Consider the following 15145-nt stretch of genomic DNA (forward strand, 5'->3'; position numbering starts at 1 on the left):
TACTATTGATGGGAGTGATTTCATGAATAGTATTTTTATTTTATCTTTTTTTATACTTATTTTTACTTTTATATTGTTAAAACTACTTAATATTAAAAAAAATTATATTTTTTGTTTTATTATTACAATATTCATAATTTTATTTGTATCTAATATTGAAACATCAATAACAGCTGCTATGGAAGGCTGTAAACTTTGTTTTAAAGCTATTATACCAACTGTATTTTCCTTTTCTTTAATTTGTAATTTACTTATTTCTTATGATGGAATATCAATATACTCAAAAATTTTAGGTCCACTTATATGCAAACCATTAAATCTTTCAGAAAATTGTTCTTTTCCTATTGTAGCAAGTATGCTATGTGGCTATCCCTTAGGGGCTAAGTATACATCTGATATATATGAGCTTGGCTATATAAATAAAAGTGAATATTCAAGACTTATTAATATAGCATCTAATGCAGGACCAATATTTTTAATAGGTGCTGTAGGTGCTGCTCTTTTAGGTAGTCCTAGATATGGTTATTTTCTTTTAATAAGTAATTATATATCAATGTTTTTTATTGCTTTTATAACTAAAAAAAAGTCTTTTTCTTATAATACTTTAAAGAAAAAGACTTCCAATAATTCTAATATAAATTTCGGACTTGCAATTGATGAAGGAATTAAAAATGCAATTAATACTACTTTATCAGTATGTGGTTATGTAGTTATATTTTCTGTAGTTATATCTATATTAAAAAATACTTCTTTTGTGTATAACTTTTTTAACTATATAGAAAAATTTTTTAATATACCTAAAAATGTTTTATATGGAACATTTTTAGGTAGCATTGAGTTAACTAATGGTTGCAACATAATTGCTTCAAGTAATATCACAATACATCTTAAATTAGCTATAATAAGTTTTTTTGCTTCTTTTGCTGGGTTATCAGCAATTGCACAAACTTCATCTTTTATAAGTAAAAATAATATATCTATAGTTAAATATATATTATTAAAATTTATACAAGGAATATTCAGTTTTGCCTTAAGTTTTATATTATCAAAATTAATATTTAAAACTATAGAAACTTCACCAACTGTATTATCAACTAATTTATTTAATAATATATTTTTATATTCAATTCCAATAGTAATATTATTATTAACTACACTAATAATAAAAATATTATCTAATAGAATTAATTCATAGTTCTTAACTCCTTGATATTTTCTTTTACAATGGAGCATGCATTTGTAAGATTCTCATCAATTTCCTTTGCAGTATCCTCAAAGCTTATTTGAAGAGATTTTATAAGCTCCATTTTATTTTTTTCCATTTCTCTATCTAAATCTGATAAAATTTCATCTGCATAATCTCTAGCTCCAACTCTAATTTTTTTAGAATCCCTTTTAGCTGATGCTAAAATTTCTTGAGCTCTTATTTTAGCTTCTTTAACAATATCATGATTTTCTATATTCTGTCTCATAAGTTGCATTGTTTCTTCTTTAACTGAATCATATTCTCTCTTTGCTTCAGCAAGTATTCTTTCTCTTTCATTCATTACCCATTGAGCTTTTTTAAATTGATCTGGAAGATAATTTATTATTTGATCTATAACACTTAAAAATTCTTTTTTATCTATCATAGTCTTCCCACTCATAGGCACCTTTGGTGAATTATCTACAAGATCTTGCAAATATTCTAAAAGTTCAATAATATTAATTTCTTGCTTATCCATTGAAAACACTCCTATTTTTCCCTATTAATCTTTTTTTCAATATCTTTAATAATATTATTTGGAACTAATCCATTAATGTTCCCACCAAACTTTGCTACTTGTTTAATTGCTGATGAGCTTAAGAATGAATTTTCAGCCGATGTCATCATAAATACTGTTTCAACATTTGAATTTAATTTATTATTCATTAATGCCATTTGCATTTCATATTCAAAATCTGACACAGCTCTCAATCCTCTTAATATTACATTAGAATTTTTTTCTTTAAGTAAATCTATAAGAAGACCTTGAAAACTTATAATTTCTATATTTTTAATATCATAAGTTGCTTTTTTTATAAGTTCTACACGTTCTTCTATATTAAATAATCCTTTTTTATCTACATTAATAAGTACAGCAACAATAATCTTATCAAAAATTTCTGCTCCCCTTTTAATAATATCTAAATGCCCATTAGTAATAGGATCAAAACTTCCAGGATATATTGCTGTTCTCATTATTCTTCTCCTTTAATCTTATAGAAACAAACTGTAGTATTTCCATATTTTCTACTTTTAGTAAGTATTATATTTTCATAACCTTCATATATTTCTTCTATACTATCTATTTTAGTAACTATTATTCCATTATTATCTAGCATATTATTTTCTTTAATTACCTTTATTGCTTCTGGAATCATCTCTTTACAGTAAGGTGGATCAATAAATATTATATCAAACACTTTTCCCTTTTTTGCAAGAATTTTAAGTCCTTCATATGCATCTATATTTAGCGGATGACAAAAATCCTCAAATTTAAGATTGTAAACATTTTTCTTTAATATTGGAAAAGTTACTGAGCTTTTGTCAAATAAGTAGCACTCCTTAGCTCCTCTACTTGCAGCCTCTAAACCTAAACTTCCAGTTCCTGCAAAAACATCAACAACTGTAGCGTCTGGTATGTATCCTTGAATCATACTAAACATAGCCTCTTTTACCCTATCTAATGTAGGCCTAGTTTCGTATGTTGCTGGTGATAATAATTTACGTCCTCTTGCTCTTCCTGCTATTATTCTCACTACTTTATCCTCCTTGGTGCTATATATCTTTTATTCTATCATAATAGGCTTTTTTATACAATTTATAATTAATTAAAACATATATATTTACTACTTTTTTCTAAATTATTCTTTATCTCCCTTATTAAAAGCTTATTTTTTTCAGTTTCATTAATTAAAATATTATTAGCTTCCATCCTAGCTTTCATTAAAATTTTCATATCATTATATAAATCTGCAAGTAAAAATCCTTCATCTCCACTTTGTCTCATTCCAAACATTTCTCCAGAACCTCTAATTTTTAAATCCTGTTCTGAAATGTAAAATCCATCTGTTGATTCTGTAAGTATTTCCATTCTCTTTTTGGTTGTATTACTTTTTGCCTTTGCAATAAGAATACAATAAGATTCATATTCCCCTCTTCCAACTCTACCTCTAAGCTGATGTAATTGTGCTAAACCAAATCTTTCAGCATTTTCAACTATCATAACAGAAGCGTTTGGTACATTAACTCCAACCTCTATAACAGTTGTTGAAATTAAAACTTTAGTATCACCATCTTTAAATCTATTTATAATCTCATCTTTTTCAATACTCTTCATTTTTCCATGAAGATACTCAACCTTAATATTTCTAAATATTCCATTAGTTAATTTTTCATATACACTTTCAACTGAATTTAGCTGTTCTTTTTCATCTTCTTCAATAAGAGGACATACTATATAAACTTGTCTTCCCTTTTTAATTTCACTTAAAGTTAAACTATATGCTTTATCTCTAGCTTCATCACTGAAAAATCTTGTATCTATCTTTTTCCTTCCAGGTGGTAGTTCATCTATTATAGATACATCTAAATCTGAATAAACATATAGGGCCAAAGTTCTTGGAATTGGTGTTGCAGTCATAACTAAAACATCAGTTTTTTTACCTTTGTTTATAAGTTTACTTCTTTGTTCAACTCCAAATCTATGTTGTTCATCTGTTATAACAAGACCTAAATTATTAAATTCAACATCTTCTTGAATAAGAGCATGGGTACCTACTACAACTAAAGGTTCCTTTTCTTTTATTCTCTCCTTTATTCTTTTCTTCTCTTTCATAGAAGTACTTCCAGTTAAAAGTTCTATTTCTATATTAAAGTTTTTAAAAATATTTTTAGCTTCTTTAAAATGTTGATTTGCAAGTATTTCAGTTGGTGCCATAAAAGCTGATTTATATCCATTTTTATAAGCATTAAATATTGCAATTAGCGCAACTATAGTTTTCCCTGAACCAACATCTCCTTGAACAAGCCTATTCATTGGATAAGAAGATTTTTGATCTTTAAGTATAGCTCTAACTACCTTTGCTTGTGCATTTGTTAACTTAAAAGGAAGAGACTCTCTTAAATCATTAAGTTCTTCGCTCCAATTAAATCCTATTCCATTTTTAATTCTTGACTTCTGCTTTAATAAAAGTAACTTCATAGAATATGTAAATAATTCCTGAAACTTTAATCTTTCTATTGATTTTTCTAATTTACTTTTATCCTTTGGAAAATGTATCTCTCTTATTGATTCATCAAGAGAAATTAAATTATATCTTTTTATAATATCTTTAGGTAGATTTTCAGCTACAACAATATTATCTAAAACTTCTCCAACTATTTTAGCTAAAAAATTATTAGTTAGCTCACCCTTTAAAGAATACTTAGGGATTATTTCACTTTTTAAAGCTTCATTAGAGCTTATTTGAGGATTAACTATTTCAAGAATATTTGAAACCTTCTTATACTTACCTAATAAATTATATTTTTCTCCCCGTTTAAATTTTGTTTTTATATAAGGTTGATTAAACCATTTGCCTACAATTGTTATTTCATTATGTTTAAATTCAATTGTAGTTATTATCTTTCCTGTTTTTGTTCTAAAGTCTCCTTTAATTCTGTTCATATAGCAAGTTATTATTTGTTTTTCATTTTCATCTATATCTTTAAGATCACTATTTCCATTTACAAACTCATAATCTCTTGGAAAATATAAAAGCAAATCTAATATACTAAAAATACCAGCTCTATTTAATCTTTCTGTAGCTTTTGGACCAACACCTTTTATATTATTTACAGGTGTATATATATTCATTTTTACCACCTCTTTTCCATAAATAAAAAGCACCTTTCGGTGCCTTTTATTTTTAGTTTAATATTTATCTTAATATAAAGCATCTTAATACTATTATCTAATAAAAGTAATAGCTTAAAATTATAAGCTTATATAGATAAAATTTAACTTATTATTCTACTGACATTAAGAAATAGTATAAAGGTTGATCTCCTTTATATAATTGAATATCACAGTCTTCATACTTTTCTTCTAATTTTGATACAAATGAATTTGCTTCATCTTCTAAAACACCTTCACCATAGAATATAGTTATAAGTTCACTATCATCATCAATCATATTTTCAAGAACTCTTAAAGCAACATTAAATTTATCTTCCCCAACTTCTTTAATTTTGCCCTCTACTAATCCAAGCATATTTCCTTCTTTAATTTGTATTCCATCAATCTCAGTGTCTCTTACTGCATATGTTACTGAACCTGTTTTTACTGTTTCCATAAGTTCTTTTAGTTCTTCTTCATTTTCAGATACATCTGCATCTCTATTAAACATTGATACACATGTAATACCTTGTGGAATTGTTGTTGTTGGTATAACAATAACATTTTTTTCTGATATATCTCTAGCTTGTGTTGCAGCCATTATTATATTTTTATTATTTGGGAAGATAAAAATATTTTCTGCATTAATCTTTTCTACACAATCTAAAATATCTTGAGTTGAAGGATTCATTGTTTGACCACCTTCAATTACATAGTCTACTCCTAGATCTTTAAATATATTTGTAATACCATTACCCATTGCAACAGTTACAAAACCATATTGTTTCTTTTCTTTTGAAATTGCAGCTTCTTCTTGTTTCTTTTGATCTTCTCTCATCTCTTCTGCTAAAAGTTCTCTATGTTCTTCTCTCATATTATCTATCTTTATTTTTGAAAGTTCACCAATTTTTACTGCCTTTGACAAAACAAGACCTGGATCATTTGTATGGATATGAACTTTTATTACATCATCATAACCAACAACTATCATTGAATCTCCTAAAGGTTCAATTTCATCTTGTAATTCTTTTGCATGAGTTGCATCTCCTAGTATTATAAACTCGGTACAATATCCAAATTTAATATTTGCATCTCCAGTAGATTTAGCTCCAGTAACACTTCCGCCACCTTCACCAATTTTTATATCGCTAATTTCTGCAACAATTCCTTCTTTTAATGCTTCAAGCATACCTTGAAGTATTATATAAAGACCCATACCACCTGAGTCAACAACTTTTGCCTTTTTAAGTGCTGGCAATAAATCTGGAGTCTTATCAAGCATATCCTTTGCAGCTACTGTAACTTCTTCCAAAAGTTCTGTTATATTATTAGCTCTTGAATGCATTCCAGCCTCTGCTGCCATTCTTACAACTGAAAGAATAGTACCTTCTGTAGGTCTCATAACAGCCTTATATGCAGCATTTGATCCTTCTTGTAATGCATTTGCAAATTCATGAACTGAAGCTTCATCAATTCCATTTAATCCTTTTGAAATTCCTCTTAAAATTTGTGAAAGGATTACTCCTGAATTACCTCTTGCTCCCATTAAAGCACCTTTAGCAAGTTTTTTTGATACTTCTCCTATAGAATCAGAATCTATATTTTCAATTTCTTTAACGGCTGCTTTAAATGTCATTGACATGTTAGTTCCTGTATCACCATCTGGTACAGGGAATACATTTAATGCATTAACAAAATCACTTTTTTCAGCCAATTTGTTGCTAGCATTTACAACCATGTTGTAAAAATCACGGCCGTTTATCTTATTAAATTCCATTAGTTTTTTACCTCCTAGACTCTTACCGCTTGAACATTTACTGATATTGATGAAACACTTAATCCAGTAAAGTTTTCAACATTATAACGTACTTTTTGAATTATGTTGTTTGCTATAACGGATATCTTTGTTCCATACTCTACCATAACAAATAATTCTATTCCTAATTTATCATCATCATTAACAGTTATTTTAACACCTTTATTAAAATGCTCTATTCCAATTAACTCCCAAAGACCTTCTGTAGCATTCTTTGAAACCATACCTACTACACCATAGCATTCCATTGTTGATAAGCCAACAATTTTAGCTAATACTTCTTCTGAGTAGTGAACTTTTCCATTTTCTCTTGAAAATCCTACCATCTCTATTCCTCCTCATACATATCATATATATATTTTATATTAGAAACTTTTAATATTCAAGATTTATATATAAATATAGAAAATATTATGTGTAATTTTTAAATATATACTTGCAAAAAGCTATAATATTATGATACAATGAATTCTGTCCTATTGAAGAGAAATATATCTTCACTTAACAAGGAGGTGTTTTCAAGTGGCAAGAAGATGCGAAATTTGTAATAAAGGCGTTGTTTCAGGTGTACAATACAGCCATTCACATCGTCAATCAAAGAGAACTTGGGCTCCTAACATAAAGAAAGTAAAGGCTTTAGTTAACGGAACTCCAAAGAAAGTTCATGTTTGTACAAGATGTCTTAGATCTGGTAAGGTTGAAAGAGCAATATAGTTCAAATAAAAAAAATGCATTGCATAAGCACTGCATTTTTTTTATACCATAAATTCTTATGTATATTATTTTTTTCTTCTAAAAAATTTTATTATATTAGATATAAATTTAGGTAACTTTATTGCTACAATCTTCATTTTTCCTCCAAATATAATTAATAATAAAACCAATATCCCTTTTTACATTATATGTGAAAAAGAAATATTGGTTACAATTAATCTCTAGTATACATAACTAGTATTATACCTTGAGAAAAAGTTATATTAATATCTCCATCTAAAAATTCATTACATATAGCCCTTGGCTCTAAAAGTTTCATATTATAATCGGTTAAATCATATTTTCCACCTCTTATAGTAAAGTTTTTAACAACTTCACTTAAAGCATGAAAAGATACATAACTTCCTTCTTCCTTTTTTATTACAGAACTTTTATCTACAATAAACATTCTATTATGTTCATCAATAATTTGAATATTTATATTATCTTTAAGACCATTAGATAATAATCCAATGTTTCCTAAAGTATGATCAAGTCTTGTTCCTGTAACTCCAAACATAAGAATTTCTGAAACATTATAAATTTCCTTAGCTCTTCTATATGCTAAATGAGTATCTGAATAATCTTTATGGGAACTATACCTTTCTAAATTTATCTCTTTAGATAAAAAGTAATTTAAAACATTTTTATCTATTGAATCAAAATCTCCAAGTATTAAATTGGGCATTATATTAAGTTTATATAATGTATTACATCCACTATCTACTCCAATTATAATGTCATCTTCTCTTAAATAAGATTTAAGTAACTTCTCAGATGGTGGAGTACCACCACTTACTATAATTGCTCTCATTTTATGCATTCCTTTTTAGTTCGCTAATATTTTTTAATACCTCTCCATTTTTATATACAGCTGAACCTGCTACTGCAACATCAACACCAGCTTCTCTAACTTTTTTAATGTTATTAACGCCAACGCCTCCATCTATTTCTATTATTAAATCTTTATTATATTTCTTTCTCATCTCATCTATTTCTCTTACTTTGTCTAAAGAATATTCAATGAAACTTTGTCCTCCAAAACCTGGATTAACACTCATAATTAAAACCATATCTAATTTTTGAATTAAATCTTTAATCATTATAGTTGGAGTTCCAGGATTTAAAACAACTCCTGCTTTAACTCCTTTTGATTTAATATATTGAATAGCTCTATCTATATGTTTTTCAGCTTCATAATGAATTGTGATTATATCTGCTCCTGCATCTACAAAATCATCTATGTATCTTGATGGTGATTCTACCATTAAATGAACATCAAATACCTTATCTGTTCTATTTCTAATAGCTTTAACTATAGGTGCTCCAAGAGTTATATTAGGTACAAAGGCTCCATCCATAACATCTATATGTATATAGTCTGCTCCTCCTTTGTCTAAAAGCTCTATTTCCTCCCCAAGCTTTGAAAAATCTGATGATAAAATTGATGGTGCTATTTTTATCATTAATACTTCCTCCCTTTTAATATTTCTTCTAATGTTCTTATATAAAATTCATATCTATATTTATTTATTTCACCATTTTCTACAGCTTCTTTAACTGCACAACCTGGCTCTTTATAGTGAAGACATCCTCTATATTTACATTTATCATTATACTCCTCAAAATCTGGAAAACAATATTTTAAATTTTCTTTTTCTATAAAGTTTACATCAAGTGTTGAAAATCCAGGAGTATCAACTATATATCCATTTAAAACATCAATAAGTTCGCTATGTCTTGTTGTATGTTTTCCTCTACCTATTTTTTCACTTACACTTCCTGTTTCCATATGACTTCTTTCAGTAAGTGTATTTATAAGTGTTGATTTACCAGCCCCTGAAGGACCACAAAGAACTGTTACATTTCCTTCTAATCTATTTTTTAATTCTTCTATACCTATTCCTTTTTTGGCATTTATAAATAAAACCTCATAGCCTATAGAATTAATTTTTTGCTTTAATTCTTCTCTTTCTTCATCATTTACTAAATCAATTTTATTTAAAGCTACTACAACTTTTATATTATTACTTTCACATAAAACTAAAAATCTATTTAATAAATCAAAATTTAAGTCTGGATTTTTTATTGCAAAAACAACAAAAGCTTGAGTTACGTTTGCAACAGTTGGTCTTATAAGCTCTGAACTTCTCTCTTCTATATCTTCAATTGTTCCTTTTCCATTTTCTATTTTAATTTCTACATTATCTCCAACTATTGGCTTAAGTGATTTGTGTCTGAATTTTCCTCTAGCTTTGCATTCTATTATTCCTTCATCTGTTTTTATATAATAGAATCCACCTATTCCTTTAATTATTTTTCCCTTCATAATTCCTCCAAAAAATTATTTCTTACCTTTTTATATAAACACTTTTCTTTTATTTTTGCAACCTTTTACTTTTAAATTAAATTTTAAATAAGGTATTAGTGTATTTTATAATATATGATTTATTAATATATACTGAAATAAAAAAGCGCACCTAAAATATTATTATTTCATAAACATTTTAAGTACACTTTTTTAATATATTTTATAGTTTATTCCTTTTTATGACCTTTTGGATCTTCATTGTTTCCACTATTTTCATTGTCTGGCGCCTTATATTTTCCAACTTTAATAGTTATACTTGTATTTTGATCAACCTTTGCTCCCGCTTGAAGAGATTGTGATATTACCTTACCATCTAATGATTTATCATCTGTATCTTGTGTAATAACATTAACATTTAATCCTGAAAGTTTATTTATAGCAACATCTTGAGATAAACCTGTTACTGGTGCTACTGTAATAGTATCTTTCTTTGGTTCCTCATAATTTCCAACTATAATAGTAATATTTGATCCCTTATTAACTGTTGTTCCAGCTGAAGCTTTTTGATCTAATACTTTACCATCTGAATCCTTGTCAGTTGTTTTCTTACTCTCAACAGTAACACTTAATCCAGCATTTGAAAGAGTTGATTTTGCATCATTTACTGACATACCAATTACCTTTGGTACTGTTACATTTGTAACTTTTTGGCCTTTACTTACAACTAATGTAACAGTTGTATCTTTAGAAACTTCTTCTCCACTGTTTGGTGATTGTGATATTACTTGACCTTTTGAAATGCTATCACTATATTCTTCATCTATATTTATATTTGTAATTCCTAAAGCTTCTAATTTTGCCTTTGCATCATTTAAATCATCTTCTGCTAAATTTGGAAGTTTTACTTTTTCTCCACCACTTACTGTAACTTCAACCGTTGTTCCTTCATCAACAGATTCACCAGCTTTAGGATTTGACTCAATAATTGTTCCCTTCTTTTCATCACTTTTTACTTCTTTTGCTTTAGTTACCTTAAGACCTACACTATCTGCTTCCTTTTTTGCTTCATCCATAGTCATTCCAACAAAATTAGGAACTTTTACTTTTTTAGATTCTTTCGAATTTCCAAAAAGAGAATATGCTCCAAATCCTAAAAGGGCAATAACAACAACTGAAACAACTCCTATTATAATGCCTTTAAGATTCTTTTTGCCTTTTCTACTCTTCTTTTTCTTAGCTGAATCTTCTTCTTCCGCATCATCATAGTAATCATCATCATAATAGTCATCATCATAATAATCATCATCTTCTGCTAAATCACCATCATCTAAATCTTCATTATCATCCTTTGTAATAATTGGCTCTTTTACTGGACTCATAATAATTGTATGCTGAGCAGTAACATCATTTTCATTTGTTTCTTTATTTTTTCCTTCTCCTATTTTAGCATTAGGATCTTCTTTTATTTTTTCAAGATCTGAAATTAAATCTTTAACATCTTGATATCTCTTATCAGCATCTTTTTCCATACATTTTAAAACTACTTCATTTAAACTATCTGGAATTTTACTATTTATATTTTTTGGTTGGACAACTTCTTCTTGAAGATGCTTTAAAGCTATTGTTACAGGAGAATCTGCTTCAAAAGGCACTTTTCCTGTTAACATTTCATAAATTACAACTCCTAAAGAGTATATATCTGTTCTGTTATTTATAAAGCCTCCTCTTGCCTGTTCAGGTGAAAAATAATGTGCTGAGCCCAAAATAGTACTTGTATTTGTTAGTGTTGCAGAGTCTGAGGATTTAGCAATACCAAAATCAGTTACTTTAACTAATCCATTCTCAGTAACTAATATGTTTTGAGGTTTTATATCTCTATGAATTATATCATTTCTATGAGCACAATCTAAAGCTTTTGCTACTTGTAAAGCAATTGCTATAGCAGTTTCATAATTAACTTTACCAAATTCACCAATAACTTCTTTTAATGTTTTTCCACTTACAAATTCCATTACAATGTAATTTGTTTCATCTTGGGTACCTACATCAAGCACATTCACTATATTGTTATCAGATAACTTTGCAATAGCTGTAGCTTCTTTTTTAAATTTATTTACTATTTCTTCATTATCTGAATATTCATCTTTTAATATTTTAACTGCAACATACCTATTTAGCTTATTATCTCTAGCCTTATAGACGATAGCCATTCCACCTTCGCCAACTTTTTCAATTAGCTCATATCTATCCCCTAATATTTCCCCATTCATATTATCTCTCCTCCAAACAACATTACTGTAATATTATCTCTGCCTCCATTTTCATTAGCTTCATTTACTAATTTTACACTGGCAAGTTTATTATCTTTTTCTGTATTTAATATACTAATTATTTTATCTACTGATACTTCATTAGTAAGCCCATCTGAACATATCAAATATCTATCATACTCGCCAATTTTAAACTTAAAAATATCAACATCAACTTCTTCACTTGTTCCAACAGCTCTTGTAATAATATTTTTATTTGGATGATTCATAGCTTCCATTTCAGATATGCTTCCTGCATCTAAAAGCTGTTGAACTAAAGAATGATCTTTTGTCAATTTATATATTTTATTATTTTTAATTCCAAAACAGGAGCTATCACCAACATTTGCCACTATTACTTTATTATTATAACATAAACAAGCAGTTATTGTTGTTCCCATTCCATTTAGACTATCATTATCCTTTGAATGATTATAAATTTGTAAGTTTACATATTTTATTGCTTCTTCAAGAACATTGTCATCAAATTTATTTATATTCTCACTTATAAATTTTATGACGCTATCTACTGCCATTTTACTTGCAACTTCTCCAGCTTTATGTCCGCCCATTCCATCTGCAACTATATATATTCTATATAAGTCACATTCAAAATAACCTAAATTATCTTCATTAAATTTTCTTTTTATTCCAACATCACTTTTATATCCTACCATATAATTTCCCCCTAACCTTGGGATTTAATGTAACTTCTTCTCAATTGACCACATGCTGCATTAATGTCACTACCCATTTCTCTTCTAACTGTAGCTTCAATACCTCTTTCCTTTAATATTTCAGCAAAGGTATCTATTGTTTTACTAGAAGATCTTTTAAAAGAATTTTCTTTTACTTCATTAACAGGTATTAAGTTAACATGACAAAGCATACCTTTTAATAAATTACCTAATGCTTTAGCATCTTCTACACCATCATTAACATCCTTTACCAAAGCATATTCAAAAGTTATCCTTCTATTTGTCTTATTAATATAATAATAACAAGAATCTAAAATTTCTTTTATTGAATATTTATTAGCAATAGGCATTATCTGTCTTCTCTTTTCATCACTAAAAGCATGTAAAGAAATTGCAAGAGTTATAGCCATTTCTTCATCTGCTAACTCATAAATTTTTGGTACTAATCCACAAGTTGATAATGTAATATGTCTTTGACCTATATTAAATCCATATTCAGCATTGACTTCTTTTAAAAATTTTAAAACATTATCATAATTATCAAGTGGTTCTCCACTTCCCATCAAAACAATGTTTGATATTCTTTCGCCTAAAATCTTTTGAGCTATCATTATTTCAGAAAGTATTTCTCCTGATGATAAATTTCTAACTCTACCATCTATTGTTGATGCACAAAATTTACATCCCATTCTGCATCCAACCTGAGTTGAAACACATATTGTATTTCCGTGTTTATATTTCATAATTACACACTCTATTAAATTTCCATCTTTAAGTGCTAAAAGTAACTTCCTTGTGTCATCATCTGATGATTTAAATTCATGAACTACCTCTGGAATAACAATTTCAAAGTTTTCACTTAATTTTATCTTTAAATTTCCAGGCAAATTTTTCATATCATCAAAATTCCATACATTTTTATAAATCCAAGAAAATACTTGTTTTGCTCTAAAAGCACTTTCTCCATTTTCTTTTAGCCATAATGAAAATTCTTCTAAAGTATAATCTAATAAGTTTTTCATATTTTTTCTCCTGCTTAAATTTTCTTAAGTTTAGCTATAAAGAAACCATCCATATATTCATTTGGTAATACTGTAAGCATTCCATTTTCATACTTTAAGTTCTCACCATTACCTATAAATATTTTTTCTAACTTACAATTTTTATATTTATTTAAAAACCATTCTATATTTTTTTCATTTTCTTCTTTATTTAAGGTACATGTTGAATATACTATATTACCACCTTCTCTTAAATATTGCCAAGCATTTTCCATAATTTTTCTTTGAACATTAATTATTTCTTTAAGATCTTCACGGTTTTTATTCCATTTTATTTCTGGTTTTCTCTTTATTATTCCAAGTCCAGAACAAGGAACATCTAATAAAATCTTATCACCAAGTCCTACAAGGTCTACATTTATTTTTGTGGCATCCATTTCTTTAAGAGTTACATTTTTTATTCCTAATCTATCACAGTTTTCTTTAATTAAACTTAATTTGTTTTCATGTAAATCAAAGGCTAATATTTTACCAGTATTTTCAAGAAGTTCTGCTATATGAGTTGTTTTCCCTCCAGGTGCACTACATAAGTCTAATACAGTATCCCCTTTTTGTACTCCTAAAAGAGGTGCAACTAACATTGCACTTTCATCTTGAACAGTAATTTTACCTTCATTAAAGACTTTGTTATTTTCTATACTTTTTCCACCTTTTATAAAAATAGCTTCAGGACATATATCTCCTTCTTCTACATTATAATCGCTCTCTTTTAACTCTTCAAATACTTCATCAAAATTACCTTTTAAAGAATTTACTCTAACTGTAACTTTAGGTGTTATATTTAATCCCTTTAAAATTTTTATAGTTTCTTCTTCTCCATATTGTTTTATAAACAATCTTATAAGCCATGGTTCAAAGGAATAAATATATGCTAATTCATATATTCTATTTTTAAATTTTAAATTACTTTCTCCTTTTTTGCCATAAGTTCTTAAAATTCCATTAACTAACTTACCTGATTTTTCAGATATTTTTTTAGCTTCTTCTACAGCCTCATTACATGCAGCATAGCTTGGAACTTTATCTAAGAATTTCAATTGATACAGAGCCATTCTTAATATATTTAATATTCTTTTATCCATTATGCTTATATCTCTAACGAAGGATTCTATAAGAATATCTAAACTTCTTTTTCTCCTTATAGTTCCATAAACTATTTCTGTTACTAAAGCTTTGTCTTTATCATTTAAATCTGAATTATTAAGTTCATTTGATAAGACTAAATTTGAGTAGGCACCTTCATTAAAAACTCTATTTAGTACCTTTAAAGCTATGCTTCTACTATTCATAAAATAC

Annotated in this window: 15 protein-coding genes; 2 read left to right on the forward strand and 13 right to left on the reverse strand. The window is 27.5% G+C overall.

Features of this window, described 5'->3' with window-relative positions; all coding sequences use genetic code 11:
- Positions 1–22 precede the first annotated feature (22 nt).
- A complete protein-coding gene (ylbJ, locus tag J2Z53_RS00635; RefSeq protein ID WP_209795288.1) occupies positions 23–1195 on the forward strand; it encodes a sporulation integral membrane protein YlbJ in 1173 nt (390 codons plus the stop codon).
- Here ylbJ and J2Z53_RS00640 read toward each other — a convergent pair.
- The 6 genes from J2Z53_RS00640 to J2Z53_RS00665 form a co-directional block, all read right to left on the reverse strand.
- Complete coding sequence (locus tag J2Z53_RS00640; protein WP_209795289.1) at positions 1185–1724, reverse strand: ATPase; 540 nt, start codon at positions 1722–1724, stop codon at positions 1185–1187. The two genes, ylbJ and J2Z53_RS00640, sit on opposite strands and share 11 nt — an antisense overlap.
- Positions 1725–1735: 11 nt before the next feature.
- On the reverse strand, positions 1736–2221 hold the full coding sequence (gene coaD, locus J2Z53_RS00645) for a pantetheine-phosphate adenylyltransferase (protein WP_209795290.1): 486 nt from the start codon (positions 2219–2221) through the stop codon (positions 1736–1738).
- A complete protein-coding gene (gene rsmD / locus J2Z53_RS00650) occupies positions 2221–2781 on the reverse strand; it encodes a 16S rRNA (guanine(966)-N(2))-methyltransferase RsmD (protein WP_209795291.1) in 561 nt (186 codons plus the stop codon). Before rsmD ends, coaD begins: the two co-directional genes overlap by 1 nt.
- A gap of 68 nt (positions 2782–2849) precedes the next feature.
- Positions 2850–4880, reverse strand: coding sequence for an ATP-dependent DNA helicase RecG (gene recG, locus J2Z53_RS00655; protein WP_209795292.1), 2031 nt, complete (start codon positions 4878–4880; stop codon positions 2850–2852).
- A gap of 151 nt (positions 4881–5031) precedes the next feature.
- Positions 5032–6678 (reverse strand): DAK2 domain-containing protein, encoded by a 1647-nt coding sequence (locus J2Z53_RS00660; protein ID WP_209795293.1) that lies wholly within the window; start codon positions 6676–6678, stop codon positions 5032–5034.
- Positions 6679–6692: 14 nt separating this feature from the next.
- Positions 6693–7043 carry an Asp23/Gls24 family envelope stress response protein gene (locus J2Z53_RS00665; protein WP_209795294.1) on the reverse strand — a complete coding sequence of 117 codons (351 nt, stop codon included), beginning with the start codon at positions 7041–7043 and terminating at the stop codon, positions 6693–6695.
- 196 nt (positions 7044–7239) lie between these two features.
- On the opposite strand from J2Z53_RS00665, the gene rpmB reads away from it, so the two are divergent.
- The gene (rpmB, locus tag J2Z53_RS00670) at positions 7240–7431 is read left to right on the forward strand and encodes a 50S ribosomal protein L28 (RefSeq protein ID WP_024614610.1); all 192 of its coding nucleotides are present in this window, start codon (positions 7240–7242) and stop codon (positions 7429–7431) included.
- A 214-nt stretch (positions 7432–7645) separates the two neighbouring features.
- On the opposite strand, the gene J2Z53_RS00675 is transcribed toward rpmB, so the two are convergent.
- The 7 genes from J2Z53_RS00675 to rsmB all read right to left on the reverse strand — a co-directional run bounded on the left by J2Z53_RS00675 (position 7646) and on the right by rsmB (position 15138).
- On the reverse strand, positions 7646–8293 hold the full coding sequence (locus tag J2Z53_RS00675) for a thiamine diphosphokinase (RefSeq protein ID WP_234925738.1): 648 nt from the start codon (positions 8291–8293) through the stop codon (positions 7646–7648).
- Complete coding sequence (gene rpe / locus J2Z53_RS00680) at positions 8286–8936, reverse strand: ribulose-phosphate 3-epimerase (RefSeq protein WP_209795295.1); 651 nt, start codon at positions 8934–8936, stop codon at positions 8286–8288. Before rpe ends, J2Z53_RS00675 begins: the two co-directional genes overlap by 8 nt.
- Positions 8936–9799 (reverse strand): ribosome small subunit-dependent GTPase A, encoded by an 864-nt coding sequence (gene rsgA, locus J2Z53_RS00685; RefSeq protein ID WP_209795296.1) that lies wholly within the window; start codon positions 9797–9799, stop codon positions 8936–8938. The genes rpe and rsgA overlap by 1 nt, the downstream gene beginning before the upstream one ends.
- Before the next feature lie 209 nt (positions 9800–10008).
- Positions 10009–12051: a Stk1 family PASTA domain-containing Ser/Thr kinase gene (gene pknB / locus J2Z53_RS00690; RefSeq protein WP_209795297.1), complete on the reverse strand. Its 2043-nt coding sequence runs from the start codon at positions 12049–12051 to the stop codon at positions 10009–10011.
- Entirely contained in the window at positions 12048–12767 is a 720-nt protein-coding gene (locus tag J2Z53_RS00695; RefSeq protein WP_209795298.1) for a Stp1/IreP family PP2C-type Ser/Thr phosphatase, read from the reverse strand. Before J2Z53_RS00695 ends, pknB begins: the two co-directional genes overlap by 4 nt.
- Before the next feature lie 11 nt (positions 12768–12778).
- Positions 12779–13810 carry a 23S rRNA (adenine(2503)-C(2))-methyltransferase RlmN gene (gene rlmN, locus J2Z53_RS00700; RefSeq protein ID WP_209795299.1) on the reverse strand — a complete coding sequence of 344 codons (1032 nt, stop codon included), beginning with the start codon at positions 13808–13810 and terminating at the stop codon, positions 12779–12781.
- A 14-nt stretch (positions 13811–13824) separates the two neighbouring features.
- Entirely contained in the window at positions 13825–15138 is a 1314-nt protein-coding gene (rsmB, locus tag J2Z53_RS00705; RefSeq protein WP_209795300.1) for a 16S rRNA (cytosine(967)-C(5))-methyltransferase RsmB, read from the reverse strand.
- Between the last annotated feature and the right edge of the window lie 7 nt (positions 15139–15145).

It is taken from the genome of Clostridium moniliforme (assembly GCF_017873235.1).
In the GTDB taxonomy this organism is placed as follows: Bacteria; Bacillota; Clostridia; order Clostridiales; family Clostridiaceae; genus Clostridium; species Clostridium moniliforme.

What these genes read in the sequence shown, in the direction of transcription:
- ylbJ (WP_209795288.1), top strand. Translation starts at nt 23, where the DNA reads ATGAATAGTATTTTTATTTTATCTTTTTTTATACTTATTTTTACTTTT.
- J2Z53_RS00640 (WP_209795289.1), bottom strand. Translation starts at nt 1,724, where the DNA reads ATGGATAAGCAAGAAATTAATATTATTGAACTTTTAGAATATTTGCAA.
- coaD (WP_209795290.1), bottom strand. Translation starts at nt 2,221, where the DNA reads ATGAGAACAGCAATATATCCTGGAAGTTTTGATCCTATTACTAATGGG.
- recG (WP_209795292.1), bottom strand. Translation starts at nt 4,880, where the DNA reads ATGAATATATATACACCTGTAAATAATATAAAAGGTGTTGGTCCAAAA.
- J2Z53_RS00660 (WP_209795293.1), bottom strand. Translation starts at nt 6,678, where the DNA reads ATGGAATTTAATAAGATAAACGGCCGTGATTTTTACAACATGGTTGTA.
- J2Z53_RS00665 (WP_209795294.1), bottom strand. Translation starts at nt 7,043, where the DNA reads ATGGTAGGATTTTCAAGAGAAAATGGAAAAGTTCACTACTCAGAAGAA.
- J2Z53_RS00675 (WP_234925738.1), bottom strand. Translation starts at nt 8,293, where the DNA reads ATGCATAAAATGAGAGCAATTATAGTAAGTGGTGGTACTCCACCATCT.
- rpe (WP_209795295.1), bottom strand. Translation starts at nt 8,936, where the DNA reads ATGATAAAAATAGCACCATCAATTTTATCATCAGATTTTTCAAAGCTT.
- rsgA (WP_209795296.1), bottom strand. Translation starts at nt 9,799, where the DNA reads ATGAAGGGAAAAATAATTAAAGGAATAGGTGGATTCTATTATATAAAA.
- pknB (WP_209795297.1), bottom strand. Translation starts at nt 12,051, where the DNA reads ATGAATGGGGAAATATTAGGGGATAGATATGAGCTAATTGAAAAAGTT.
- J2Z53_RS00695 (WP_209795298.1), bottom strand. Translation starts at nt 12,767, where the DNA reads ATGGTAGGATATAAAAGTGATGTTGGAATAAAAAGAAAATTTAATGAA.
- rlmN (WP_209795299.1), bottom strand. Translation starts at nt 13,810, where the DNA reads ATGAAAAACTTATTAGATTATACTTTAGAAGAATTTTCATTATGGCTA.
- rsmB (WP_209795300.1), bottom strand. Translation starts at nt 15,138, where the DNA reads ATGAATAGTAGAAGCATAGCTTTAAAGGTACTAAATAGAGTTTTTAAT.